Source organism: Rhizobacter sp. P5_C2 (genome assembly GCF_054049715.1).
This window is the reverse complement of record NZ_JBFULV010000006.1, coordinates 91,108-115,035: the sequence shown is the minus strand read 5'-3', so window position 1 is coordinate 115,035 and position 23,928 is coordinate 91,108. Positions and strand designations below refer to the sequence as shown.

The following is a 23,928-nucleotide window of genomic DNA, read 5'->3' as shown; positions in this document are numbered from 1 at the left end:
CCCTCGAGCCCGCCAAGCGCGATTTCTTCCAGCCGGTCCTCCCACCCGCGCCGCCGCCGCCGCCAGCGCCACCACCCGTCGTCGCGCCGCCGCCGCCGGCCCCGATGGCGCCGCCGATGAACTACCGCTTCTACGGCCAGATGCTCACGCCGGAAGGCGGCCGCATCGTCTTCCTCGTCAAGGGCAGCGGCGCACCGATCGAGGTGACCGTTGATCAGCGCCTCGACGACGGCTACCTCGTCGAATCCATCACCGACCAGGCCGTGCAACTCGTCTACCCGCCGCTCGGGCAGCGCGCCACCATCGGCATCGCGCCGCCACCGCAGTGAACGTCAGCAGCTCCATGACCACCCTCGCACGATCCCTTCGCACGCTGCCCCTCGCGCTCGCGCTGCTGCTGCTGGCCGGCTGCGCCGAACAGCGCTACCGCGACGAAGCCCAGCAGGCCTTGCGCGCCGGCAACTACGAGCAGGCGCTCAGCCAGCTCGATGCCGGCCTGAAGGAGTACCCGAACAGCACCACGCTGCGCAGCGGCCAGGTGCAGGCTCGCACCGAGGCGCTGGCCCGCCTGATCGCCGAATCGGCCGCCGCGCGCGCCGCCGGCCGCTACGACATCGCCGAGCAGGCACTGCGCCGCGCCAAGACCCTGAGCCCGAACAGCAGCCGTATCGACGACCTGCTCGCCGACGTGGCCACCGAGCAGCGCCAGCGCGCCGCGCTCACCGAGGCCGAGCGCCTGGCCGCCGCGCGGCAGAAAGACGCCGCGCTGCGCGTGGTCGAGCAGGCGCTGAAAGACAACCCGCGCAACTCCGACCTGCTCGCCTTCCAGCGCCGCATCGAGGTCGACGTGCGCCAGGCCGAGGCGCGTGCGAACCAGAAGGGCCTCGCCGAAACCCGGCCGATCTCGCTCGATTTCCGCGACGCCGGGCTGCGCACCGTGCTCGACGTGGTGTCGCGCAACAGCGGCATCAACTTCATCCTCGACAAGGACGTGCGCCCCGACGCCCGCGTCACCGTCTTCCTGCGCTCGGCGCGCGTCGAGGACGCGATCGACCTGATCGTCAGCACCAACCAGCTCGCGAAGAAGGTGATCGACAGCCAGACGCTGCTGATCTACCCGAACACGCCCGAGAAGCAGCGCGAGCACCAGGAGCAGGTCGTCAAGGTGTTCTACCTCTCCAGCGGCGATGCGAAGGGTGCGGCTGCCTTCCTGCGCTCGATGCTGCGCGTGCGCGAGCCCTTCGTCGACGAGCGCACCAACATGCTGGCGCTGCGCGATTCGCCCGAGAATATCCAGCTCGCCGAGCGTCTGATGGCCCTGTACGACGCGCACGAGCCCGAGGTGATGCTCGACGTCGAGGTGATCGAGATCCGCACCACCCGCCTGACCGAGCTGGGCATCAAGTTCCCCGACACCTTCGCGCTGACGCCGCTGCCGCCGGCCGGCGCCACCGGGCTCACGCTCGGCAACGTGCGCAACCTGACGCGCGACAACATCGGCCTGACGGTGGGCGGCCTGCTCGTCAACCTGCGCCGCGAGGTCGGCGACTTCAACACGCTGGCCAACCCGCGCATCCGCGCGAAGAACAAGGAGAAGGCCAAGATCCTGATCGGCGACAAGCTGCCGGTGATCACCGTCACCACCGGCACCGGCAACTTCATTTCCGACAGCGTCAACTACATCGAGGTGGGCCTGAAGCTGGAGGTCGAGCCGACCATCTACGCCGACGACGACGTCGCGATCCGCATCGCGCTCGAAGTGAGCTCGCTGGCCGGTCAGGTCAAGACCAACTCCGGAACGCTCGCCTACCAGATCGGCACCCGCAACGCGTCGACACTGCTGCGCCTGCGCGACGGCGAGACCCAGATCCTGGCCGGCCTGATCAGCAGCGAAGACCGCTCCAACGCGAGCCGCGTGCCGGGCCTGGGCGACCTGCCGGTGCTGGGGCGCCTGTTCTCGAGCCAGCTCGACGATTCGTCGCGCACCGAGCTGGTCCTCGCGATCACGCCGCACATCGTGCGCAACCTGCGCCGCCCCGACGCGAACGAGACCGAGATGTGGGTCGGCACCGAAACCTCGCCGCGTCTGCGGCCGATGGCGGGCCGCGTGGCGGCCGTCGCGCCCGCCGCGGGGGCCAGCGCGCCTGTGGCCGGCGCTGCGGGCGTGGCGGTGCCGGGTGCGAAGCCTGCTCTCACGCCCACGTCCGCGACTGCGGCGGTCGCGCCGACGCTCAGCTGGAGCGCACCGGCCGAGGTCAAGGTCGGCGAGACCTTCGTCGCGACGCTGAACCTCGCGACGCCGGTCGCGCTGCGCGGCGCGCCGGTGCAGTTCTCGGTCAGCAAGGCGCTGCTGTCGGTGGTCGATGTCGACGAGGGCGACCTCTTCAAGCAGGGTGGCGCCGCCACCAGCTTCAGCCGCACGATCGACGCCGAACAGGGCCGTGTGCAGGCCGGCGCGATCCGCAACCAGGCCACCGGCGCGAGCGGCCAGGGCAGCCTGCTCAGCGTGCGCCTGAAGGCGACGGCTGCCGGCACCGCCGAGCTGACGGTGCTCGGCGCGCAGCCGCTCGGCATCGACAGCCCGGCGCAGCCGTTCGCCCTGCCGTCGCCGCTGAAGGTGATCGTCAAATGAAGCTGCTGCCCGCGCTCACCATGCCGCGGCGCCCGCGCGCCGCGGGCTATACGCTGGTCGAGCTGATCGTCGTGCTGGCGGTGCTGGGCGTGCTCGCCGCGGCCGTCTTCCCGCTCGCCGAGATCACGCTGCAGCGCGAACGCGAGCGCGAGCTGAAGCAGGCGCTGTGGCAGATCCGCGAGGCGATCGACGCCTACAAGCGCGCCAACGATAAGGGCCAGCTGTCGCAGCCGGCCGGCGCCACCGGCTACCCGCCGAGCCTGCAGGCGCTGGTCAGCGGCGACACCGGCCTGCCTGGTGCGCAGCGGCTGGTCTTCCTGCGCCGCATCCCGCGCGACCCGTTCGCCGGCGGCGAGCTGCCGGCCGAGCAGACCTGGGGCGTGCGCAGCTACCTGTCGTCCGCCGAGCAGCCGCAGGCCGGCGCCGATGTCTACGACGTGTTCTCCCGCTCCACGCGCAGCGGGCTGAACGGCGTGCCGCTGAAGGACTGGTGATGCAGGTCATGCACAAGGACAAGGCACGCGGGTTCACGCTGATCGAGCTGATGGTGGTGATGGCCGCCATCGGCCTGCTGCTGGCCATCACGGTGCCGCGCTACGCCGAGCATGTCGACCGCGCGCGCGAGGTCGTGCTGCGCCAGAACCTGGCGGCGATCCGCGACGCGATCGACAAGTTCTACGCCGACCGTGGCCGCTACCCGGCGGCGCTGCAGGAACTGGTGCAGGCGCGCTACCTGCGGCAGATGCCGATCGATCCGGTGACCGACCGCATCGACAGCTGGGTGCTGGTGGGGTCGGACGGCGGCGGCAGCGCGGGCGTGTCCGACGTGCACAGCGGTGCGCCGGGCAATTCGCGAGAAGGGAGCGCGTATGCGAGCTGGTAAGTCACCCTCACGCGGCTTCACCTACGTGATCGTGCTGTTGCTGATCGCGCTGATGTCGCTTGGCCTGTCGATCGCCGGCCCGCGCTGGGCCGACGCGGCGCAGCGCGAGCGCGAAGACGAACTGGTGCGCATCGGCACGCTGTATGCGCAGGCCATCGCCCGCTACCGCGAGGCTTCGCCGGGCTCGCTGAAGCAGTACCCCGCTTCGCTCGACAACCTGCTGCTCGACAGCCGCTTCGTCGGCACGCGCCGCCACCTGCGCCGGCTCTACACCGACCCGCTGATGCCGGGCCGCCCGCTGGGCGTCGTGCGCGCCGCCGACGGGACCGTGCGCGGCGTGTTCAGCACCAGCGAGGCGCAGCCGCTGCGGCACACGCCGCTGCAGATCGACGGCCTGGCCGACATGCCGCCCGCCGCGCAGTACAACCAATGGGTCTTCCTGGCCAAACCGATCCTGCCGACATCATGACCGTCCCCTCCTTTCGCACCGCACGCGGCTTCACGCTGCTCGAACTCCTGGTGGTGATCCTCATCATCGGGCTGCTGACCGGCATCGTCGGCCCGCGCTTCCTCGGCCAGATCAGCCGCTCGGAGGTCACCGCCGCAAAGGCCCAGCTCGATGCCTTCGACAAGGCCTTGCAGGCCTACCGCATCGACACCGGCCGCTTCCCGACGACTGCGCAAGGCCTGCAGGCGCTGCTGGTCGCGCCGACCGACGAGCCGCGCTGGCGCGGCCCGTACCTGCGTGGCGCGCTGCCGCAGGATCCGTGGGGCAGCCCCTACCAGTACCGCGCGCCGGGCCTGCAGGGCCAGGAGTTCGAGCTGCTGAGCCTCGGCAAGGACCGCGCGCCCGGCGGCACCGACGACGACGCCGACCTGACGCGCTGAACCGGCGGCCACCACCGTGCACTTCAAGGTCCGCTACTACGACCCCGGCCAGGCCGCCGTGCTGGAGCGGCTGGCGCAGGCCGATTCGCTGCAGGCCGTGCAGGCGCAGCTGGCGGGCGAGGGGCTGGTCTTCGTCGGCGCCGAGGCGCAGGCGAGTGCACCGGCGCGCGCGCCGCTGCTCGGCGGCGGGGCGGGGGCGTTCAACGTGGCGTGGTGGTGCCGCGAACTGCGCACGCTGCTGCAGGCCGGCATGACCGTCGTCGAGGCGCTCGAGACGCTGCAGGCGCAGTCGTCGCAGGGCGCGCGCGGCGACATCCAGTCCAACCTGCTGCGCGCGCTGCGCGAAGGGCGGCCGTTGTCGAAAGCGATGCAGGAGTCGCAGGCCTTCCCGCCGGTGCTGGTGGCGAGCGTGAAGGCCAGCGAGCGCACCAGCACGCTGGGCACCGCGCTGACCGATTTCCTGGTGCACGACGAGATGATGGGCGCGCTGCGCAAGCAGGTGGTCAGCGCCGCGATCTACCCGGCCGTTGTCGTGACGCTGGGCCTGCTGATCACGCTGTTCCTGCTGCTGTACGTGATCCCGCGCTTCTCGGGCATGTATGCCGATTTCCACGGCAACCTGAGCACCGCCACGCAGGTGCTGCTCGGCTTCAGCAAGGCGGTGTCGCAGCACACCGCCGAGGTGGCTGCGGGCCTGGTGGCGCTGGTGCTGGGCGGCGCGTGGTGGATCCGCTCCGGCGGCGCGATGCGCTTCGTCATCGCCGTGGGTTCGCACATCGGCCCGCTGCAGCGCCAGTGGGATCACTTCCGGCTCGCCAAGCTGTACCAGTCGCTCGCGCTGATGTTCCGCGGCGGCTACACGCTCGACGAAGCGATGGCGATCTGCGAGACGCTGGGGCTCGGCGCGCGCATGAGCGATGCGGTGGCGCGCGCCCGCGTCGACCTGGCGCGCGGCAAGCGCGTGTCGGCGACGCTGTCGCAGGCCGGTCTCACCGACACGGTGGCCGAGCGGCTGCTGGCGGTGGGCGAGCGCACCGGCAGCTTCGACGTGGTGCTGCAGACCATCTCGCAGCGCCATGCCGCGGCCTTCACCACCTTCGTCGAGCGGGCCACGCGGCTGGTCGAGCCGGTGCTGCTGCTGCTGGTGGCGCTGCTGGTCGGCGGCATCGTCGTGATGATGTACATGCCGATCTTCGACATTGCCAATGGAGTGCGCTGACCGATGAGCAATGCGTTGCCCACCCTGATCGCCGACGCGCGTCGCCAGCACCGCGCCGGCGCCGGCAGCGTGCTCGACGTGCTGCTGCGCAGCGCGCCCGGGCCCGAGCTGGAGCGCCGCCTGCGCGAGGAGGCGGGCGTCGAGGTGCTGGCGCGTGCCGCCGCCGCGACGGCCGACTGGTCGGTGCTGACGATGGAGCAGGCCGCGCTCGCGCGCTGCGTCGTCGTCACGGTCAACGGGTCCGGTGCGCCACAGCGCTGGCTCGCGATGGAAGACCCGTGGGACGACGCGAAGCTGCGCCGCCTGTGCGGCCGCATCGGCGAGACGCTGCCACCTGCCGCGGCGAGCGCGCAGGCTATGCGCACCTGGCTTGGCGAAGGCGAGGGCAGCACTGCCCGCGAGGAGGCCGGTGCCGCGGCGAAACCGACGGCCGTGGCCGACGGGCCGATCGTCGGCTTCGTCGACAGCGCGATCCGCGCCGGCTTCCAGGCCGGCGCGAGCGACATCCATTTCGAATGCGACCGCGGCGGCGTGACGGTCAAGCACCGGCTCGACGGCGTGATGGCCCGCTTCGCGCGGCTCGACGGCGCGACGCAGGCCGAAGAGGTGATCTCGCGCATCAAGGTGCTGGCGCAGCTCGATATCACCGAGCGCCGGCTGCCGCAGGACGGGCGCTTTCGCATCGACATCCAGGGCGGGCGGGTGGACCTGCGGGTCTCGATCATTCCGAGCGTGTTCGGCGAGGACGCGGTGCTGCGGCTGCTCGACAAGGCGCAGCTGCGCGAGACCGATGCGACGGTGTCGCTCGACCTGCTCGGCTTCGACGCGACCGGCGCGGCGCTGATCCGCGAGCTGTCGATGGCGCCGAGCGGGATGATGCTGGTCACCGGGCCTACCGGCAGCGGCAAGACGACGACGGTGTATGCGGCGCTGTCCGAGATCAACACCGGGTTGGAGAAGATCATCACGATCGAGGACCCGGTCGAGTACGAGCTGGCCGGCGTGCTGCAGATTCCGGTCAACGAGCGCAAGGGGCTGACCTTCGCGAAGGGGCTGCGCTCGATCCTGCGCCACGACCCGGACCGCATCCTGGTGGGAGAGATCCGCGATGCCGAGACGGCCGAGATCGCGGTGCAGTCGGCGCTGACCGGCCACTCGGTCTTCACGACGGTGCATGCGAACAGCCTGACCGACATCATCGGCCGCTTCCGGCACTTCGGGCTCGACATGTTCGGCTTCATGTCGTCGCTGAACGGCGTCGTCGTGCAGCGGCTGATGCGCCGGCTGTGCCCGGCATGCGCCGGCGAGCGCGACGCGACCGCGCGCGAGGCGCAGTGGTTGGGCGTGGTCGCGGAGCACGGCGTGCGCGTGCCGCTGGCCGTCGGCTGCCCGCTGTGCCACGGCTCGGGCTACAAGGGGCGCTTCGTGATCTCGGAGGTGCATGTGATCGACGATGCGTTCCGCGATCACGTGACCGAAGGGTCACCGCTGTCGGTGCTGAAGCGCCATGCCTATGCGGGCGGCACGCTGACGCTGGACCAGCAATCGGTGCGGCGCGTGCTGCAGCGCGAGACCACGATCGAGGAGGTGCGGCGTGTCGTCGGTGCCATCTGAAGGGGCGCAGGCCTATGTGGGGCAGCGCTGCGTGGCCTGGCGCGTCGACGGGCAGCCGTGGCAGTGGCGGCAGGCCGACGGGCTGGAGGCCGGCGTCGCGGCCGTCGCGGCGGCGTTGAAGGCCGACCCGGCGGTGCGCAAGCCGCGCGTCGCGTTGTGGCTCGCCGGCAGCCTGGCGCGGCCGTTCATCGTGCCGCCGGTGCCGGGTTTGCGCAGCTGGACCGAAGCCCGGCGCCTGGCGGCGGCGCTGGCGCCCGACGAGACCGGCCTGGCCGGGCCCTGCGAGGTGTGGCTGGATGCCGCCCCGCCCGGACAGGCGGTGCTGGGCGTCGCGATCGAGACCGCGGCGCGCGAGACCATCGAGCGCGTGCTGGCGGCGCAAGGTGTGCGAGCGACTGCCATGCAGCCTTGGTGGACGGCCGCGATCGCGCGGGCGCTGGACGAGCGCGCGGCGCTGTCGCGCATCGTCGTTGCCGAACCGGAGAGCCTGGTGGTGCTGGCCGGCCGCGACGCAGTGTTCAGCGCGGCGGCCACCTGCTCGCCGCTGCCGTCGCCCGAGCGCGCGGCGGCCTGGCTGCAGCGCACGGTGCTGAGCCTCGGGCTTGCGGAGGGCGACGGCCTGCGGGTGGCCTTGTCGTCCGGCGCCGGATTGACGGACGCCGTGATGGAGCCGTGGGCATGAAGCGGATCGAGGTCGACTTCGTTCGCCGCTCGCCGCCCGGGCGCGGATGGTGGGGTGTGACGGTGCTGCTGCTGTTCGCCGCGGTGGCGTTGGCGGCATGGGGCTGGACGCTGCGGGCGGATGCCGCCGGCGTGCGTGCGCAGATGCAGGATTGGAATGCGCGCGCCGACGCACTGGTGCACCAAACCTCGCGCCGCGGCACGGTGACGGGCCAACCGCCGCCTGCGTATGCGGCCGATGCGCACGCGGCGCTGCGGCTGCAGCGCGTGCCCATCGACGCGGCCCTGGCATCGCTCGAATCGGTGGCGACGGTCGGCGTGCTGCCGGTGTCGGTGGACATCAGCAGTGCCGATGCCACGGTGCGGGTGCAGGTCGAGTTCTCGACCTACGAGGCACTGCTGAAGTACCTGGAAGACCTCAACGCCGGGGAGCCGAGCGAGCGCTGGATTCTGGCGACGGCGCAAGGGACGGCGCAGGGCGCCAGTGGGCGGCCGATCGCGCTGATCGTGTCGCGGTGGAGGAATCGAGAGTGACGGTGGCCTGAGCCAATCCGTAGCCCGGATGCCAATCCGGGGTTTGTCCGACACATCCCGGATTGGCATCCGGGCTACGGGGATCTCTCAGAAGGCGTAGCGGCCGGTGATGCCACCCACCCAATTGCGCCCCGGCGCCGGCTCGAAATAGCGGGCATTGCCTTCATTGACGATCACCGATCCCGCGTATGAGCGATCGAACAGGTTGTCGCCGCGCACGAAGGTGTCGAGCCGCCATGAACCGATCAGCAGCACATGCCCGACGCTCGCGCCGACGGTGGCTTGTCCTGCGGCGGCATCCGAGTTGAGATCGTTGACGAACACCTTGCTCAACGCGCGCACCTCGACGCCGGCGCGCCAGCCTTGCGGCGGCGCCCAGGCCAGGCTCGCTTGAAAGCTGCTGCGCGCGATGCCCGGAATGCGCTGGTCTGAAGCGATTGCCACGTTCGGCGTCGCACACGGCGTCGCGGTGCAGGTCATGAACGCGTCGCGGTAGCGCGCGTCGAGCCAGGTGGCTGCGGCCTGCGCCTTCCATGGCTCGGGCAAGGCCGCGACAGCGCTGAGCTCCAGCCCGGTGCGCCGGGTGCTGCCCGCGTTCTGGAAGGTCGACCGCCCGCCGGTGTTCGTCAGCGTGACGATCTCGTCCGACGTGCGGGTCTGGAACACCGCCGCATTGACCTCGCCGATGCCGTCGAGCCGTGCCTTCACGCCAAGCTCCAGGCTGCGGCTCGTCGCCGGCTGCAGCGTGAAGTTCAGCCCCGTCGCGCCGTTCGGCCGGTAGCCCAGCTCGTTCAGCGTCGGCGTCTCGAAGCCCTTGCCGGCCGTCGCGTACAGGTGCAGCGACGGGCTGGCCGCCCACAGCACGCCGAGCACCGGCAGCGTGGCGCTGTAGTCGGCGCTTCCGCTGTCGTCGGGGTTGGCGCCGACGATGTAGTTGTCGTGCGATTCGAAGCGCACCCGGCTGTGCCGCACGCCGGCGTTCAGCGTCCAGTCGGCGGCAGGCTGCCACGAGGCCTGCACATAAGGATCGAGGTTGTTCGCGAAGTTGGTCTCGTCGCGCCGCAAGCTGCCGCGCTGGCCGCGCTGCGGCGTGGCCGGGGCGCCGGTGAAATCGAGATACCCCTGGCGCAACTCGCGCAACCGGTCGTAGGCCACGCCGCCGATCAGCGTCAGCGGCCGGTCGGCGATGGTGGTCTTCGTGGTCCAGCGCCAGTCGGTGCCGCTGTAGTCGCGCCGCAGGTCGATCACGCCGCCGGGGTGCAGCGGGTTGGCCTGCGTCGCCACCGGGATCGACTGGAACTGCTCGGTGCGCCGGTGCCCGCCGTACACCATCACGCGCAGCGCGTTGCCGGCCGGCAGCCGCCGGTCGAGCACGATGCCCGCCTGCGTCTGCGACACCGTCTTGCGGGTGTCGAAATCGGTCGCCGCTGCATCGGCGCTGCGCGGATCGGCATCGAACGCGGCCCGCGTCAGGCCGAGCGGGTCCTGCGCGAACGGCAGCGCGACGCTGTTCAGCACCACGCTCCAGCGGGTGTCCTCGTCCGCGCGCCACACCAGCTTCGCGTTGCCCAGGTCGCGGCGCGCGGCGCTGTGGTCGCGGTAGCCGTCGGTCTCGAAATGGCTCGTGCTCAGCAGGTAGCTCAGCCGGCCTTCGGATCCCGACAGCTTGCTGCTGGTGCGCCACGCGCCATCGCTGCCGGCGGCCACGCCGAAGCTCAGCGCCGGCCGGCCTTCACCCTCTTCGGTGAAGATCTGCAGCACGCCGCCCGACGAGTTGCCGTACAGCGCCGAGAACGGCCCGCGCAGCACCTCGATGCGCTCGACCGAGTTCAGGTCGACGTTGCTGATCTGGCCCTGCCCATCGGGCAGCGTCGCCGGGATGCCGTCGACATACAGGCGCACGCCGCGGATCCCGAAGGTCGATCGCGCGCCGAAGCCGCGCACCGAGATCTGCACGTCCTGCGCGTAGTTCTGCCGGTCGCGCGCCTGCAGGCCCGGCACGCCGGCGAGGCCGTCGGAGAGGTTGACTTGCAGCCGGCCGTCGCGCAGCCTGTCGCCGTCGACCACGTCGATCGAGGCAGGCACGTCGAAGCGCGGCGTCTCGGTGCGGGTGGCCGTCACGGTGACGGTGGGCAGCACCTGCTGCGCGAGCGCCGGTGGGGACAGCGCGGTGAGCACGGCCAGCGTCAGCGCAGAAAAGGGGATTCGGTGATTCATGCTCACACGCTCGGCAATCGATGTGCCGACATCGTATGGCTCAGCCGAACACGATGGAGAGGCTGGTGAACAAGGCTGCCGCCAGCGTCGCCGCCAGCAGCCAGGGCCCGCGCCGCCAGCGCTGGCGCGGTGGCGGGGGCGTCACCAGCAGGTCGCCGTCGCGCAGCCGTGCCAGCGCGGCCTCGGAATCGAAGCGCCGCGACACCGACAGCAGCGTCATGTCGGGCGCGAACGACGCGCGCGTCATCGACTGCGTCGTCGCGAAGCTCTGCGCGAGCGGCGTGAACGAGGTCATCGACACACCGCTGCCGAGCGACGCCTCGGCGTCGGCGGCTTCGTCATCGGCCGCGCTCGACAGGCTGCTGCGGCAGGCCAGCAGGTCGGCGGCCAGCGCCTCGGCGCTCTGGTAGCGGTCGCCCGGCTGCTTGGCCAGCGTCTTCGCGACGATCAGGTCGAGCACCACCGGCACGTCCGGGTTCAGCCGGCTCGGGATCGCCGGCTCGGCATGGCCGATCGCATACATCAGCTGGTTCACGTCGGCGCCGTTGAACGGCGTCGTGCCGGTCAGCATCTCGTGCAGCACGACGCCGAGCGAGAAGATGTCGGCCCGGTGGTCGATCTCGTTGCCGGCGATCTGCTCCGGCGACATGTATTTGGGCGAGCCGAGGATGGTGCCGGTCTGCGTGATCACGTCCGACGTGGGGATGCGCGCGATGCCGAAATCCATCAGCTTCGCGTGCCGGCCGTGCACCAGCATGATGTTGGCCGGCTTGATGTCGCGGTGCACCACGCCTTGCGCATGCGCGACGCCGGCGCCGAGCGCTACCTGCCGCACGATGTCGACCGCCATCGCGAGCGAGACCCGGCTGCTCGCGAGCCGGTCGCGCAGCTCGACGCCTTCGAGCAGCTCCATCGCCAGGTAGGCCCAGTCGCCGTCGCGGCCCACGTCGTACACCGTCACCAGGTTCGGGTGGTTCAGGCCGCCGGCGGCGCGCGCTTCCTGCTGGAAACGCACCGCATGCTCGGCGGCGGCATCCTCGCCCATGTACAGCGTCTTCAGCGCGACCGGGCGGCCCAGCTGTTCATCCTGCGCGCGGTACACCACGCCCATCGCGCCGCGGCCGAGCTCCGACTGGATGCGGTAGCGGCCCAGCTGCGGCGGGATGCGCGGGTCGATGTGCGTGTGGATGACGGTGTCCGGTGAGTTCATGGCTCAGGCTCAGTTTCCGAGCCGGCGGCGCAGGTCCTGCCAGAACCCACCCTTGCCCTGCTTGCCGGCCTTGGCCGGTTTCGGGGTCGCGACGAAGCGGTGCTGGATGGTGATGCGTTCGCCCGGTGCGACCTGAACCTCGGTACTGTACGGCGGGAAACCGGCCGCAGTGAGTTCCAGCGTGTGCGGGCCGCTCGCGAGTTCGATCTGCGCCAGCGGCGGCGTGCTGCCCTTGTGCTCGCCGTCGACCGACACCTCGGCCTGCGGCTTCACGTCGAACACGATCACCGCGCCCTGGGTGGCCTCGCGCCACTCGTCCAGCCCCCAACGCACCGCGACGCCGCCGCCGATCAGCAGCGCGCTGCCGACGATGCCGGCCAGCAGCAACCGGCGCTGGTACTGCAGGCTCGCCTGCGGGTTGATCGCGAACAGCTCGTGCGTGCGCACCTGGTCGTCGATCGAGGTGCCGGCCAGCTCGAGCCGGCGCGCGGCGCCCGGCGAGTTCACATCGAGCGCGTCGCGGAAACTGCGGGTGGCCAGCATGCGGCCGGGCTTCGCGAAGGTGGCGATGGCCGCCGCGGTGCTCAGGCCGTCGCCCATCAGCGCCGGGCCGCCCTGGGCGTCGGTCACCAGTTTGACGGCGCCGTGGTTCAGGCCGACCACGCAGCGCCGGCTGCGGCTCTTGCGCGCGAGGCGCTGCGCGACGTCGAAGGCCACCAGCGGATCGGCGGTGATCACGATCGCGATGCCGTCGCGGGCGTCGAGCACGACGCGCTCGCTGGCAGGAACTGAGTCCAAGGCCGCCGCGGCGCGCGCTTCCAGCCGGGCCTTCAGCGTGGCCTGTTCGGCCACCGACGAACTGCCGAACTCCCGGATGCGGGCGAACACGACGCTCGCAGGCTTCGCGGTCGGGACTCGGTTTTCTTCGGGCATCGGGCGGCAAGCGTTTGGATCGGCAATGGGAGACGCGATTGGAAACGCATTTGAGCCTACCACCGCCCCTCCCCCGGTGGCGGGATGCAACCGGTTGTGCCATACGTCACGCCGATGGCCTCAAGGCTCGACGAGCACCTGCACCATCGCGCTGTTGAACCGGGAGATGCCGTACTCGATCGGCCGGCCCGCCGCGTCGACATAGACGCTCTCGACGTAGAGGATCGGCGTCGCCGTCGGCTGCTTCAACTGGCGCGCCACCGCCCTTTCCGGCAGCTTCGCGGTCACGCGGCCGAGGCGCCGCTCGAAGGTCTCGACGCCCAGCCGCGCCAGCGCCAGGTGCGTCTTGCCGAGTTCGCGGTAAACCTGCGCGATGCCGGCGAAGCGCGGCAGCGGGAAATACTGCGTGCAGACGCCGACCACCTTGTCGTCGACCACGTCCAGCGAATCGACCTGCACCACGCGGCTGCCGGCCGGCAGCTCCAGCAGCGCCAGCACCTCGGGCTCGGGCACCCGCTCGGCGTCGTGCGTCAACCGGCTCGCGCCGACCCGCCGCGCCTTCGCGAGGCTGTGCGCGAAGCGGCTGCGGCGGCCGAGCGCGTAGTCGATGGCCTCCTCGCGCACGAAGGTGCCGCGGCCGTGCAGCACCTCGACCAGCCCGCGCTCGGCCAGCGCCTTCACGGCCTGGCGCACGGTGTGGCGGTTGACGCCGAAGCGGCCGGCCAGCTCCAGCTCATTGGCCAGGCGGCCGGTCACGCGGCCGCCGAGGATGTCGTCGGCGAGCGCCTTCTCGATCTGCAGCCAGATCGAGACGCCTGGGGTGCGGGTCAACGGCATCGCGACGCTCATGCCGCGATCACCCGTTCCGCCAGCGCTGGCGCAATGCTCATGCCGACGCCGGCGGTGATCGCCACCGCCTGCACGCCCGGCGCCGGGTTCAGCACCTCGAACGGCCGCGGCCCGCTCGCGTACACGCCGTGCCAGCGCTGCAGCACGCGCAGTGGCCGCCCGAGCAGGTCGCCGGCGAGCGCCAGCAGCAGTTCGTCGATGCGCTCGTCGTGGAAGGGCTCGACGGTGCCGCCGTAGCGATGCGAATCGCCGACCACCAGCTCGCCGGCCTCGCCCAGCTGCTGCACGATCAAGTGGATGCCGTGGTCGATCAGTTCGGGCGTGTCGCGCTGCACCCGGCTGCGCAGCGCGTCGATCCCGGGGACGTCGGCGAACGACGGGTAGTGCAGGCACGACAGGCCGGTCAGCAGCGCGCTGCCGTAGCGCGGCCCCGGGTTCGCGAGTCGCAGCATCTGCAACGCGCAGCGCTGCAGCAGGAGCGGCGCGAAGGCGTCCGGGTACAGCGTCAGGAAGTCCGATCCGCTGCAGACGATGGCGCGGTCGGCGTCGAAGCGCCCGCGCGAGGTCTCGATCCGCGGCAGCGTGATCGCATGCACCTGCGTCCTGTAGTGGAACTCGACGCCATGCCGTTCGGAGAGCCATTGCGCCAGCGCCGGGATCGCCTCGCGGGCCTCGAACGCGATCTCTTGCGGGCTCGACAGCGCGCCGATGCCGTTCAGCGGGTGATCCGCCAGTTGCGCTGCCGTCCGCAATTGCGTGCCGTACTCGCCGCCCTTCAACGCGTGGAAGGACTGCAGCAGCGCCCATTCCTCGGCGTTGCGGGCCACCGTCAGGCTGCCTCCGGGCCGGTGCCAGGTGCCGATCTCCGGCAGCAATTCAAGCCACAGCGCCCGGCTGCGCCGCGCCAGGTCGAGCATCTCGCCGGCCGGCTGGCCGACCACCAGGCCGAGGCCGAAGTTGCGCACCGAGGCACCGACCGCCCACGCGTCGCGCTCGAACACGCGGACCTGCCAGCCTTGCCGCGCGGCGGCCCAGGCGTGCGCCAGGCCGACGACGCCCGCGCCGACGATCGCAAGCCGCCTGGCGTTCACGGTTTCTCGCCGCGCGCGAGCTGCGCCTCGATCTGCGCGAGCACGCCTGGCAGCTCGGCGATGCTGTCGATCACGTGGTGCGCGCCCGATTGCGCGAGCTTCGTCGCCGCCCGCCCGCGGTGGGCCTGCAAGGCCTCGGGCGTCGACGCTTCCAGTTCCGCCAGCGTCAGGCCGGCCTCGTTGCCCGACAGCGACAGCCCGACCGTCCACATGCCGGCCGCCAGGCCTTCCTCGATGCCCGGCACCGTGTCGTCGACCTTCACGCACGCGGCGAGCTCGCCGATGCCGAGTTCGATCACGTTGGCCAGCGCCATCCACGGGCCAGGCCGGCCGCCCGGCTTCAGGTCGTCGGTCGCGACCGCATGGTCCATCTTCAGCCCCTGCGCGGCGGCGTGCGGCAGCAGCCGGTCCATCACGACGCGCGGGTAGCCGGAGCACGAGCCGAGCTTCAGGCCGCGGGCGCGCAACGCGGTGACGACGTCCAGCGCGCCGGGGATCAGCGTCGAGTACTGCGCGACCCGCTCGACCTGCAGCGGCATGAAGGCGGCGTACAGCGCGTCGACATCGTCGCGCTCCATCGAATGGCCGAAACGCGCCTGCCAGCGCGCGGCGACGCCGGGCTGCCGGCCGAGCGCCTGGATGTGGTCCCACTTCGCAAGGCCCATCGGCACGCGCGCTTCGGCCAGCGTGATCTCGATGCCGAAGCCGGCGAAGGCGTCGATCAGCACCTGGGTCGGCGCGAACGAGCCGTGGTCGACCAGCGTGCCGGCCCAGTCGAAGATGACGGCCTGCAGCGGGCCCTGGTAGCGGCGGGTGTGGCGGTACGGTGCCTGGATCATGTCAGTGCGAGTTCAGTGGGGAAGTTGAAAACCCATCTCGTCGAGCGCATGGCCGATCGCATCGACCGCCTGCCCGATCTCGGCGCGGCCGATCGCACCGATGCAGCCAACGCGGAAGGTCTCGACCGCCGTCAGCTTGCCGGGGTACAGCACGACGCCGCGTGCCTTCACGCGTTCGTAGAAGGCCGCAAAGTTCCAGCCCGGTCCGGCGGGCGCATGCACCGTGACGATGATCGGCGCCTGGATCGCGGCCGGCAGGAAGCTGCGCAGCCCGAGCCGCGCGAGCCCGGCGAGCAGCGCGTCGCAGTTGTCGCGGTAGCGCGCGAGGCGCGCCGGCTGGCCGCCCTCGGCGTCGTATTGGTCCAGCGCTGCGGCCAGCGCGGCGAGCACGTGGGTCGGCGGCGTGTAGCGCCATTGCCCGGTCTTCTGCAGGTAGCGCCACTGGTCGTGCAGGTCGAGCGACAGCGAATGCGCGCGGCCCTCGGCCTGCGCCAGCGCGCGCTCGCGCACCAGCACGTAGCCCAGGCCGGGAACGCCTTCGAGGCACTTGTTGCTGCTGGCGATCACCGCGTCGAAGCGCAGCGTGCGGGCCGACAGCGGCAGCGCGCCGAAGCCGCTCATCGCATCGATGATGAGGCGCCGGCCGGCGCGCTCGACCACGTCGGCGATCGCCTGCAGCGGGTTCAGGATGCCGGTGCTGGTCTCGCAATGGATCACGCCGACGTGGGTGATGGCGGCATCGGCGGCGAGCGCATCGGCCACGCGCGCCGGGTCGACCGCGGCCGCCTCGCCGAAGTCGAGCACCTGCACCGCGCGGCCCATCACCGCGGTCAGCCGCGCCATGCGCTGGCCGTAGGCGCCGTTCACCAGCACCAGCAGCCTGCCGTCGCGCGGCAGCAGCGTGCCGATCGCGGCTTCGACGGCAAAGGTGCCGGAGCCTTGCAGCGGCACGCAGACGAACTCGTCCTGGCCGTCAATCACCGCCAGCAGCCGGCGGCACACGTCGGCCGTCAGCGCGTTGAAGCGGCCGTCCCACGAGCCCCAGTCGATCAGCATCGCCATCTTGGTGGCCAGGCTGGTGGTCAGCGGGCCGGGGGTCAACAACAAGGGTTCGCGCATCGAAAGCATCCAGGAAGGAAGAAGGACCGGGATCAGGGCTGGCGCCAGGCCTGCGACCGCTGCCCGAGCCAGGCCGCGAGCGCGTTGATCAGCAGCGTGGCGGCGAGCGAGCTGGCGACGATCAGCGTGGCCATCGCGGCGGCGGCCGCGGTGTCGCCGGCGTCGTCCATGCCCAGCACCGCGATCGACGCGAGCGTGGTGTCGGGCGTGTACAGAAACACCACCGCGCTGACCGTCGTCATGCTGGAGACGAACAGGTAGCGCGCGACGTCGAGCAGCGCGGGCAGGCTGATCGGCAGCGTCACGCGCAGGCAGGCCGTCCACCACGCGCGCTTCAGGCTGCGTGCGACGGCCTCGATCTCGCCGTCGATCTGGCGCAGCGCGGTCACCATCGTCAGGTGCGCGGTCGTGTAGAAGTGGGCGACGCCGGCCGCGACCAGGATCGCGAGGCTGCCGTACAGCGCATGCAGCGGGTTGCCGGGCGCGTTGAAGAAGAAGATGTAGCCGAGCCCGAGCACCAGGCCGGGCACCGCCATCGGCAGCAGCACCAGCGCGCGGATCAGCGCGGCCGGCGCGCGCGGCGCTGGCGTCCTCAGCGTCAGGTAGGCGGTCGTGAAGACCAGCAGCGTGCCGGCCGCCGCGGTCAGCGTCGCCACCACGAGGCTGTTGCGGAACGCGCCCCAGCCGCCGCCGTCGACGTGGTCGAAGTCGAAGTGCGCGAGCGTCGGCACGAGCTTGTACGGCCACAGCTGGATCAGCGACGCGGCGATCGCGGTGCCCAGCAGCGCCAGCAGGAACAGCGAGACGGCAGCGCACACGGCACCGAGCGCGCCGTCGCGCACGCGGTTGCGCCCTGGCCGGTACGCGACCGAGCGCCCGCCCATCGCCGCGCCGTGGCGGCGCGCCAGCCGGCGCTCGACCGCGAAGCTCAGCAGCGCCGGCAGCAGCAGGATCAGCCCGATCACCGCGCCCTTGCCGAAATCCTGCTGGCCGATCACCTGCTTGTAGGCTTCGAGCGCCAGCACCTGGGTCTGGCCGCCAATCACCTTCGGCACGCCGAAATCGGTGACGACCAGCGTGAACACCACCATGCCGGCTGACGCGAGCCCGTAGCGCGCGTTAGGCAGCGTGATCGTCAGGAAGCGCCGCAGCTTGCCGGCGCCGAGCGATTCGGCCGCCTCGTACAGCCGCGCATCGGCCACCGCGAGCGCGGTCGCCAGCACCAGCAGTGCATGTGGAAAGGTGTAGAAGACCTCGCCCATCACGATGCCGATCGGGCCGTAGATCGACGCGCCGCCCAGCCACGACTTCAGCAGCCCCTGGTTGCCGAACAGGTAGACCAGCGAGATCGCCGGCATCAGCGACGGTGCGAGCAGCGGCGACAGCGCGACCAGCCGCCACACCGGCCGCCCCCACAGCCGCGAGCGCGTCAGCGCAAACGCGAACGCCAATGCGAGCGGCAGCACGATCGCGGTGGTGGCAAGCGCGATCCACACGCTGTTCGACAGCGCGCTGCGCAGCCGCGCCTCGCCGAGCAGGGCCCGCAGCTGCGCGAGGCCGGTGAAGCTGCCATCGCGCGCCTGCACCGCCTTCACGAGGATCGCGGTCAGCGGCGCGGCCAGGAACAGCACGAACACGCCGGCCAGCAGCCACACCAGCAGAGCCGCCACATGCTCGTCGGCGCTGCGCTGCAGGCGCGGTGCGCTCCAGGCCAGCGTGCTCACGGCGATGCGTTCTCGAACAGCCGCAGCCGCTCGGCCTGCAGCGTCACCGGCACGCGCTGGCCCGGCACCAGCGCATCGAAGCCGGCGTCGTTCGGGCTCACGTCGGCGAGGATTTCAACTTCTCGCGCGGCGCACAGCGACAGCGTGGCGCGCCGCACGCCGCCCATGAAGTCGACGCGGTCGACGCTGGCCATCAGCGTGTTCGCGCCGGGTGCCCAGTGCGGCTGCACGCGCACGTCTTCGGGCCGGCAGAACAGCGTCGCGCTCGACAGCCCGGACGCGATCGTGTCGACGCAGGCGATGCGCACGCCGCCGAGCTGGAACGCGCCCTGCGCGTCGCGCTGCACCGGCAGCCAGTTGGCGCGGCCGACGAAATCGGCGACGAAGCGGCTGGCCGGCTGGCGGTACACCTGCTCGGGCGTGCCGACCTGCTCGATGCGGCCGTGGTTCATCACCGCGATGGTGTCGGCCAGCGCGAGCGCTTCTTCCTGGTCGTGCGTGACCATCACGGTGGTGACGCCGAGCTTGCGCTGCAGGCTGCGCAACTCGCGGCGCAGGTGCTCGCGCACCTGGGCATCGAGCGCCGACAGCGGCTCGTCGAGCAGCAGCAGGCTGGGCGAAGTGGCGAGCGCGCGGGCCAGCGCGACCCGCTGCTGCTGGCCGCCCGACAGCTGGGCCGGGTAGCGCGCCGCGACGCCGGCCAGCCCCACCAGGTCGAGCAGCTCCTGCACGCGGCGTGCACGGGCGGCGCGGTCGGTGCGCAGGCCATAGCCGATGTTGGCCGCGACGTCGAGGTTAGGGAACAGCGCGTACGACTGGAACACGATGCCGTAGTGGCGCGCCGCCGGCGGCAGCCGGCCGATGTCGCGGCCGTCGAGCCACAGCGTGCCGGCGTCCTGCGGCTCCAGGCCGGCGAGGATGCGCAGCAACGTCGTCTTGCCGCAGCCCGACGGCCCCAGCAGGCAGAGGAACTCGCCGCGGCGCACCGCGAGGTCGATGCGCTCGAGCGCGGTGAAGTGGCCGAAGCGCTTGCCGATGCCGTCGACGCGCAGCCAGCCGGCGTCGTCGCGGGGGTCCGTGCTGGTGGGGGAGCTCGCTTCCGCCAGCGCCGCGCCGACATTGAAGTTCTGCGGCTTCATGCGCGAACCCGCAGCAGCGCCGCGACGCGCGGAAGGAAGTGCGTGATCGGCGGCGTCGCGAGCCCGACCACCTTGGCGGCGTCGTCATGGCGGCGCAGCCGGATCGCGCGCTCCGCCTGCCGATGACTCTCGAATGTGGCGACCGCGCGCGGGCTCATCACGCCGCCCTGCAGCGCGAGGCTGTGGCGCGACGCGTCGGACAGCGCGTCCTCGTACCCCGGCTCGACCGCGCACAGGTAGCGCTTGGCCTCCACGTGCAGCCCGATCGGCTCGACCACGTCGGCCGGCAGCCACGGCCGCAGGAAGGGCAGCACCTTGTGCTGGTGCAGGTCGTCGATGCCGCTGGCGAGCGCGTCGTCGCGCTGCGCGCTCAGCAGGTGGCCGAGGTCGTGCAGCAGGCAGGCGACGATAAGCGCGTCGTCGTCGCCCTGCTGCTCGGCGGCCCAGGCGCACTGCAGCGCGTGCTCGGCCTGGCTGATGGCCTCGCCGCCGTACAGCGACGAGCCTTCGCGGGCGAACAGCGCTTCGATCGCGGCGGGAGTCAACACACGCAGGTCACTTCTTCGGTTCGGACTTGCCGTCGTAGCGGCGCGTCCATTCGGCGAGGATGCGCTCGCGGTTCGCGGCCGACCACTTCAGGTCCTGCTGGATCAGCAGCTGCTCGTAGTTGGCCGGGATCAGCGGGTTGGGCTTCGCGACGCCCGGGTAGGCGACGATCGCGAAGTTCTTCTCGTACAGCTCGTTGGCGCCCTTCGAGGCCGACCAGTCGGCGAGCTTGCGTGCGGCGTCCAGGTTCTTCGTGCCCTGCATCACCGCGGTGGCCTCGACGTCCCAGCCCAGGCCGTCCTTCGGGAACACCAGGTCGATCGGCGCGCCTTCTTCCTTCAGCTTGGCAGCGCGGTACTCGAACGCGATGCCGATCGGGAACTCGCCGGCCGCCGCCTGCTTGCAGGGCTTGGAGCCGGAGTGGGTGTACTGCGCGATGTTGTCGTGCAGCCGGTCCATGTAGGCCCAGCCGTCCTTCTCGCCATACATCTTGAGCCAGGCCGTCACGTCGAAGTAGCCGGTGCCGCTGGAGGCCGGGTTCGGCATCACGACCTTGCCGCGGTACTCGGGCTTCAGCAGGTCCTTCCAGGTCTCGGGCTTCTTCAGGCCGATCTTGGCGGCCTCGACGGTGTTGAAGCAGATCGCCGCGCCCCACACGTCCATGCCGACCCAGCTGGGCACCTTGGCATCGTCGACGTAGACCTTGCTGAGCTTCTCGACGCCCTTGGGCGCGTAGGGCTGCAGCATGCCTTCCTTCTCGAGCACCAGCAGCGAGCTGGCGGCGACGCCCATCACCACGTCGGCCTGCGGCGCGGCCTTCTCGGCCAGCAGCCGGGCGGTGATGATGCCGGTGGAATCGCGCACCCACTTGATCTTGACGCCGGGCGTGTCGGCCTCGAACTGCGCCTGGTAGGCCTTGATCTGGTCGGCCTCGAGGGCGGTGTAGACGGTCAGCGTGGTGTCGGCGGCATGGGCCAGGCCTGCGGCGAGCAGGGCCAGCGCGGCCAGCGAGGGGGCGAAGCGGCGAGCGTGCATGGGAACTCCGGGGTGGACAACGAGGGCCACTCTAGGAACCGCATGTGACGTCGTCGTGACGTCTAGATGACTTCGGGGCGGCAGGCTCAGCGCGGCTGGGCGAGCAGTGCCGTCACGATCGCCCGCGTGTAGCCGCTCGCGACCTCGGCGATGAAGCGGTTGAAGTCCACGTGCGCCGCATCGTCGGCCCGGTCGGAGATCGTGCGCAGCACCGCGAACGGCACGCCGAAGTCGTGGCACACCTGGGCCACGGCGGCGCCCTCCATCTCGACCGCCAGCGCGTCCGGGAAGTACGCCTGCAACCGCCGGCTCTCGCCCGCACTGCTGACGAAGCGGTCGCCGCTGAGGATCAGCCCGCGCCGCAGCTGCGGATCGCGCACGCCGAAGTCATCCAGGTGGGCGCGTTGCAAATGGGCCAGCACCGATGTGGCGGCCGCTCGCACCTCGGCCGACAGCGCCGCATCCGCCTCGAAGTGCGACAGCCCGTACAGGGGCACCTCGTGGCGCGGGAACAGCGGTGATGCATCCATGTCGTGCTGCAGCAGCGCGTCGGCCACCACGATGTCGCCGACGCGCGCCGGCCCGAGCCCGCCGGCCACGCCGGTGAACAGCACGCGCTCGACGCCGAACTCGGCCAGCAGCAGCGTCACCGTCGTGGCGGCCGCCACCTTGCCGATGCGCGACAGCACCAGCACCGCGTCGTGCGCGCCGAGCCGGCCGGTCCAGAACTCGCGCCCGGCCCGCTGCACGCAGCGTGCCCCGGACAACCCGTGCTGCAAGCCGTGCAGCTCCTGCGCCATGGCGCTGACGATCGCGATGCGTGACATCTTCACATGATGCCTGTGAAGCCCGGATTCACGATGCGCCGGACATGGCGTAACCTCCGTCGCCATTGCGCTCACTGGGAAGAGCAGTCGAACCACTCATGAGGCACACGCATTGACGTTTTCATCTTTCGGGCGCCGTCTGGCGCCATGGCTGCTGGGCGCCACCCTCGGGGGGGCGGCGGCACCGGCGCTGGCGCAGTCACCGGCCTGCGAACAGTTCAAGGACACGGTCGCCACGCGCATCCCGCCCGAGGCGCTCGGCACGCTGGTCATCGCGGCCGCCTCGACGCCGGTGCCGCCGGGCGCCAAGGTGGTCGGCACCTGCGACGGCGGTGCGTTCAAGATCCTTCACTACCGGCGCGGGCTGACCCCGCAGGCGGCGAATGCGGACAGCGCAGCGGGTATCGCAAGCGCGGCGAGTCCGGCCAGTGCCGTCGCAGCGGCCCCGCGGGTGGCGGCGCGTGCGTCCGCGCCGGCCGCTGCGGCGTCCCGGCCCGAGCCGGCGAAACCGGTGGCCGCAAAGTTGCCGGAGCCCGTGAAGCCGGCGGCGCCGAAGTTCCCGGAGCCCGTGGCCAGCCCGGTGGCGATGGCACCCGCGGTGGCGGCGCCAGTGGTGCCCGACACGCGCGACGAGCCGCTGATGCGCGATCCACCGCCGCAGCCGTCTTCTGACGGCCCAGGCCTCATCGCGACAGCGACCGACGCGCTGGTCGAGCACTGGCCCTGGACCCTGGCCGCCGTCCTGCTGGCGCTGGGGGCCTGGGGCTGGTCCTGGTTCTCGCACCGCCAGAGCTACGACGCGGCGGGGTTGCCGCGCGGTCCGAAGCTCTGAGCCGGGCTCAGCTCGCCAGCACCGCGTAGTCGGTGTAGCCCTTGGCGCCCGCCGTGTAGAAGGTCGAGAAGTCCGGCGCGGTCAGCGCCGCGTCCTTCTTCATGCGCTCGACCAGGTCCGGGTTCGAGATGAACGGACGGCCGAAGGCAACCAGGTCGGACTGGCCGGCCTGCAGCACCTTCTCGCCGCTTGCGCGGTCGAAGCCGCCGGCCAGGATGAACGGGCCCTTGAAGGCCTCGCGCAGCGCGGCCTTGGTGGCCGCCGGAATGGGAGGGGCACCCATGGCCGAGTGGTCGAGCTCGTGCACGTACAGCAGGCCGATGGCCGACAGCTCCTTCACGAACGCGACGTACTGCTCGTCGACGCCGTCGAACGGGCCGGTCGCGTTGAACACGCCGTGCGGCGACACGCGGATGCCGACCTTGCCGGCGCCGATGCGGGCGACCACGGCGCGCACCACTTCGAGCGCGAAGCGGTTGCGGCCGGCCGCGCTGCCGCCGTAGCCGTCGGTGCGGTGGTTGACATTGCCGTTCAGGAACTGCTCGATCAGGTAGCCGTTCGCGCCGTGCAGCTCGACGGCGTCGAAGCCGGCCTCGATCGCCAGCTGGGCCGAGGCCGCGAACTCGGCGACCGCGTGGTCGATGTCGGCCTGCGTCATCGCGCGCGGCGCGGCGTGCGGCTGCATGCCTTTCGCGTCGGTGTGGATCTCGCCGGGCAGCACGGTGGCGGTCGGGGCGAGCACTTCGGCGCCAGCCGGCATGTTGATGGTGCTCGAGACCCGGCCGGTGTGCATCAGCTGGATCGCGATCTTGCCGCCCTTGGCGTGCACCGCATCGGTCACCAGCTTCCAGCCGGCCGCGTGGGCGGCGTTGTACAGGGCCGGCATGCGGATGTAGCCGAGGCCGTTCGGCGACGGCGAGGTGCCCTCGGTGATGATCAGCCCGGCGCCGGCGCGCTGGGCGTAGTAGTCGGCCATCAGCGCGTTCGGCGTGTTGGCCTCGATCGCGCGGTTGCGCGTCATCGGCGACATCACGACGCGGTTGCGCAGCGTCAGCGTGCGGAGGGTGGTCGGTTCGAGAAGCATGGGGCGGTCCTTGGAGATCTGGCTGAACTGAT

Annotated in this window: 23 protein-coding genes and 1 pseudogene; 11 read left to right on the top strand and 13 right to left on the bottom strand. The window is 71.4% G+C overall.

The genetic code is table 11. The features are described from left to right. The 10 genes and pseudogenes from ACXJLU_RS03735 to ACXJLU_RS03690 all read left to right on the top strand — a co-directional run. A pseudogene (locus ACXJLU_RS03735) lies at positions 1-329 on the top strand (hypothetical protein); the annotation flags it as partial. Between the two features lie 14 nt (positions 330-343). Continuing rightward, the gene (locus tag ACXJLU_RS03730) at positions 344-2,632 is read left to right on the top strand and encodes a cohesin domain-containing protein (RefSeq protein WP_457329135.1); all 2,289 of its coding nucleotides are present in this window, start codon (positions 344-346) and stop codon (positions 2,630-2,632) included. Continuing rightward, positions 2,629-3,126, top strand: a complete 498-nt coding sequence (locus ACXJLU_RS03725) for a type II secretion system protein (protein ID WP_457329134.1) — start codon at positions 2,629-2,631, stop codon at positions 3,124-3,126. The genes ACXJLU_RS03730 and ACXJLU_RS03725 overlap by 4 nt, the downstream gene beginning before the upstream one ends. Continuing rightward, a complete protein-coding gene (locus ACXJLU_RS03720; RefSeq protein WP_457329133.1) occupies positions 3,126-3,515 on the top strand; it encodes a type IV pilin protein in 390 nt (129 codons plus the stop codon). The genes ACXJLU_RS03725 and ACXJLU_RS03720 overlap by 1 nt, the downstream gene beginning before the upstream one ends. After that, a complete protein-coding gene (locus tag ACXJLU_RS03715; protein WP_457329132.1) occupies positions 3,502-3,984 on the top strand; it encodes a pilus assembly FimT family protein in 483 nt (160 codons plus the stop codon). The genes ACXJLU_RS03720 and ACXJLU_RS03715 overlap by 14 nt, the downstream gene beginning before the upstream one ends. After that, positions 3,981-4,403 (top strand): type II secretion system major pseudopilin GspG, encoded by a 423-nt coding sequence (gspG, locus tag ACXJLU_RS03710; protein ID WP_457329131.1) that lies wholly within the window; start codon positions 3,981-3,983, stop codon positions 4,401-4,403. The genes ACXJLU_RS03715 and gspG overlap by 4 nt, the downstream gene beginning before the upstream one ends. A 16-nt stretch (positions 4,404-4,419) precedes the next feature. Next, entirely contained in the window at positions 4,420-5,622 is a 1,203-nt protein-coding gene (locus tag ACXJLU_RS03705) for a type II secretion system F family protein (RefSeq protein WP_457329130.1), read from the top strand. Positions 5,623-5,637: 15 nt separating this feature from the next. Beyond that, a complete protein-coding gene (locus ACXJLU_RS03700) occupies positions 5,638-7,236 on the top strand; it encodes a GspE/PulE family protein (protein ID WP_457329129.1) in 1,599 nt (532 codons plus the stop codon). Further along, the gene (locus ACXJLU_RS03695) at positions 7,217-7,918 is read left to right on the top strand and encodes a hypothetical protein (protein ID WP_457329128.1); all 702 of its coding nucleotides are present in this window, start codon (positions 7,217-7,219) and stop codon (positions 7,916-7,918) included. Before ACXJLU_RS03700 ends, ACXJLU_RS03695 begins: the two co-directional genes overlap by 20 nt. Further along, positions 7,915-8,451: a hypothetical protein gene (locus ACXJLU_RS03690; protein WP_457329127.1), complete on the top strand. Its 537-nt coding sequence runs from the start codon at positions 7,915-7,917 to the stop codon at positions 8,449-8,451. The genes ACXJLU_RS03695 and ACXJLU_RS03690 overlap by 4 nt, the downstream gene beginning before the upstream one ends. A gap of 87 nt (positions 8,452-8,538) precedes the next feature. Here the strand turns inward: ACXJLU_RS03690 and ACXJLU_RS03685 are convergent, their stop codons facing one another. The 12 genes from ACXJLU_RS03685 to ACXJLU_RS03630 all read right to left on the bottom strand — a co-directional run bounded on the left by ACXJLU_RS03685 (position 8,539) and on the right by ACXJLU_RS03630 (position 21,980). Continuing rightward, complete coding sequence (locus ACXJLU_RS03685; RefSeq protein WP_457329126.1) at positions 8,539-10,668, bottom strand: TonB-dependent receptor family protein; 2,130 nt, start codon at positions 10,666-10,668, stop codon at positions 8,539-8,541. A gap of 40 nt (positions 10,669-10,708) precedes the next feature. Then, entirely contained in the window at positions 10,709-11,878 is a 1,170-nt protein-coding gene (locus ACXJLU_RS03680; protein WP_457329125.1) for a serine/threonine-protein kinase, read from the bottom strand. Between the two features lie 9 nt (positions 11,879-11,887). Beyond that, positions 11,888-12,811, bottom strand: coding sequence for a PEGA domain-containing protein (locus tag ACXJLU_RS03675; protein WP_457329124.1), 924 nt, complete (start codon positions 12,809-12,811; stop codon positions 11,888-11,890). Positions 12,812-12,931: 120 nt separating this feature from the next. Then, complete coding sequence (gene phnF, locus ACXJLU_RS03670) at positions 12,932-13,660, bottom strand: phosphonate metabolism transcriptional regulator PhnF (protein WP_457329123.1); 729 nt, start codon at positions 13,658-13,660, stop codon at positions 12,932-12,934. Further along, entirely contained in the window at positions 13,657-14,751 is a 1,095-nt protein-coding gene (locus ACXJLU_RS03665) for a TIGR03364 family FAD-dependent oxidoreductase (RefSeq protein WP_457329122.1), read from the bottom strand. Before ACXJLU_RS03665 ends, phnF begins: the two co-directional genes overlap by 4 nt. Then, on the bottom strand, positions 14,748-15,590 hold the full coding sequence (gene phnX / locus ACXJLU_RS03660; protein ID WP_457329121.1) for a phosphonoacetaldehyde hydrolase: 843 nt from the start codon (positions 15,588-15,590) through the stop codon (positions 14,748-14,750). The genes ACXJLU_RS03665 and phnX overlap by 4 nt, the downstream gene beginning before the upstream one ends. A gap of 12 nt (positions 15,591-15,602) precedes the next feature. Next, entirely contained in the window at positions 15,603-16,718 is a 1,116-nt protein-coding gene (locus ACXJLU_RS03655; RefSeq protein WP_457329120.1) for a 2-aminoethylphosphonate--pyruvate transaminase, read from the bottom strand. A gap of 23 nt (positions 16,719-16,741) precedes the next feature. Then, positions 16,742-18,433: a putative 2-aminoethylphosphonate ABC transporter permease subunit gene (locus tag ACXJLU_RS03650; RefSeq protein WP_457329119.1), complete on the bottom strand. Its 1,692-nt coding sequence runs from the start codon at positions 18,431-18,433 to the stop codon at positions 16,742-16,744. Next, positions 18,430-19,572, bottom strand: a complete 1,143-nt coding sequence (locus ACXJLU_RS03645; protein WP_457329118.1) for a putative 2-aminoethylphosphonate ABC transporter ATP-binding protein — start codon at positions 19,570-19,572, stop codon at positions 18,430-18,432. The genes ACXJLU_RS03650 and ACXJLU_RS03645 overlap by 4 nt, the downstream gene beginning before the upstream one ends. Then, entirely contained in the window at positions 19,569-20,120 is a 552-nt protein-coding gene (locus ACXJLU_RS03640; protein WP_457329117.1) for a phosphonate degradation HD-domain oxygenase, read from the bottom strand. The genes ACXJLU_RS03645 and ACXJLU_RS03640 overlap by 4 nt, the downstream gene beginning before the upstream one ends. A 7-nt stretch (positions 20,121-20,127) precedes the next feature. After that, complete coding sequence (locus ACXJLU_RS03635; RefSeq protein ID WP_457329116.1) at positions 20,128-21,153, bottom strand: putative 2-aminoethylphosphonate ABC transporter substrate-binding protein; 1,026 nt, start codon at positions 21,151-21,153, stop codon at positions 20,128-20,130. Positions 21,154-21,239: 86 nt separating this feature from the next. After that, positions 21,240-21,980, bottom strand: coding sequence for a 5'-methylthioadenosine/adenosylhomocysteine nucleosidase (locus ACXJLU_RS03630; RefSeq protein WP_457329115.1), 741 nt, complete (start codon positions 21,978-21,980; stop codon positions 21,240-21,242). 112 nt (positions 21,981-22,092) lie between these two features. Between ACXJLU_RS03630 and ACXJLU_RS03625 the strand changes: the two genes are divergently transcribed. Next, positions 22,093-22,812 carry a DUF1161 domain-containing protein gene (locus tag ACXJLU_RS03625; protein WP_457329114.1) on the top strand — a complete coding sequence of 240 codons (720 nt, stop codon included), beginning with the start codon at positions 22,093-22,095 and terminating at the stop codon, positions 22,810-22,812. A gap of 7 nt (positions 22,813-22,819) precedes the next feature. Here the strand turns inward: ACXJLU_RS03625 and ACXJLU_RS03620 are convergent, their stop codons facing one another. Then, positions 22,820-23,896 (bottom strand): alkene reductase, encoded by a 1,077-nt coding sequence (locus ACXJLU_RS03620; RefSeq protein WP_457329113.1) that lies wholly within the window; start codon positions 23,894-23,896, stop codon positions 22,820-22,822. Positions 23,897-23,928: the final 32 nt, after the last annotated feature.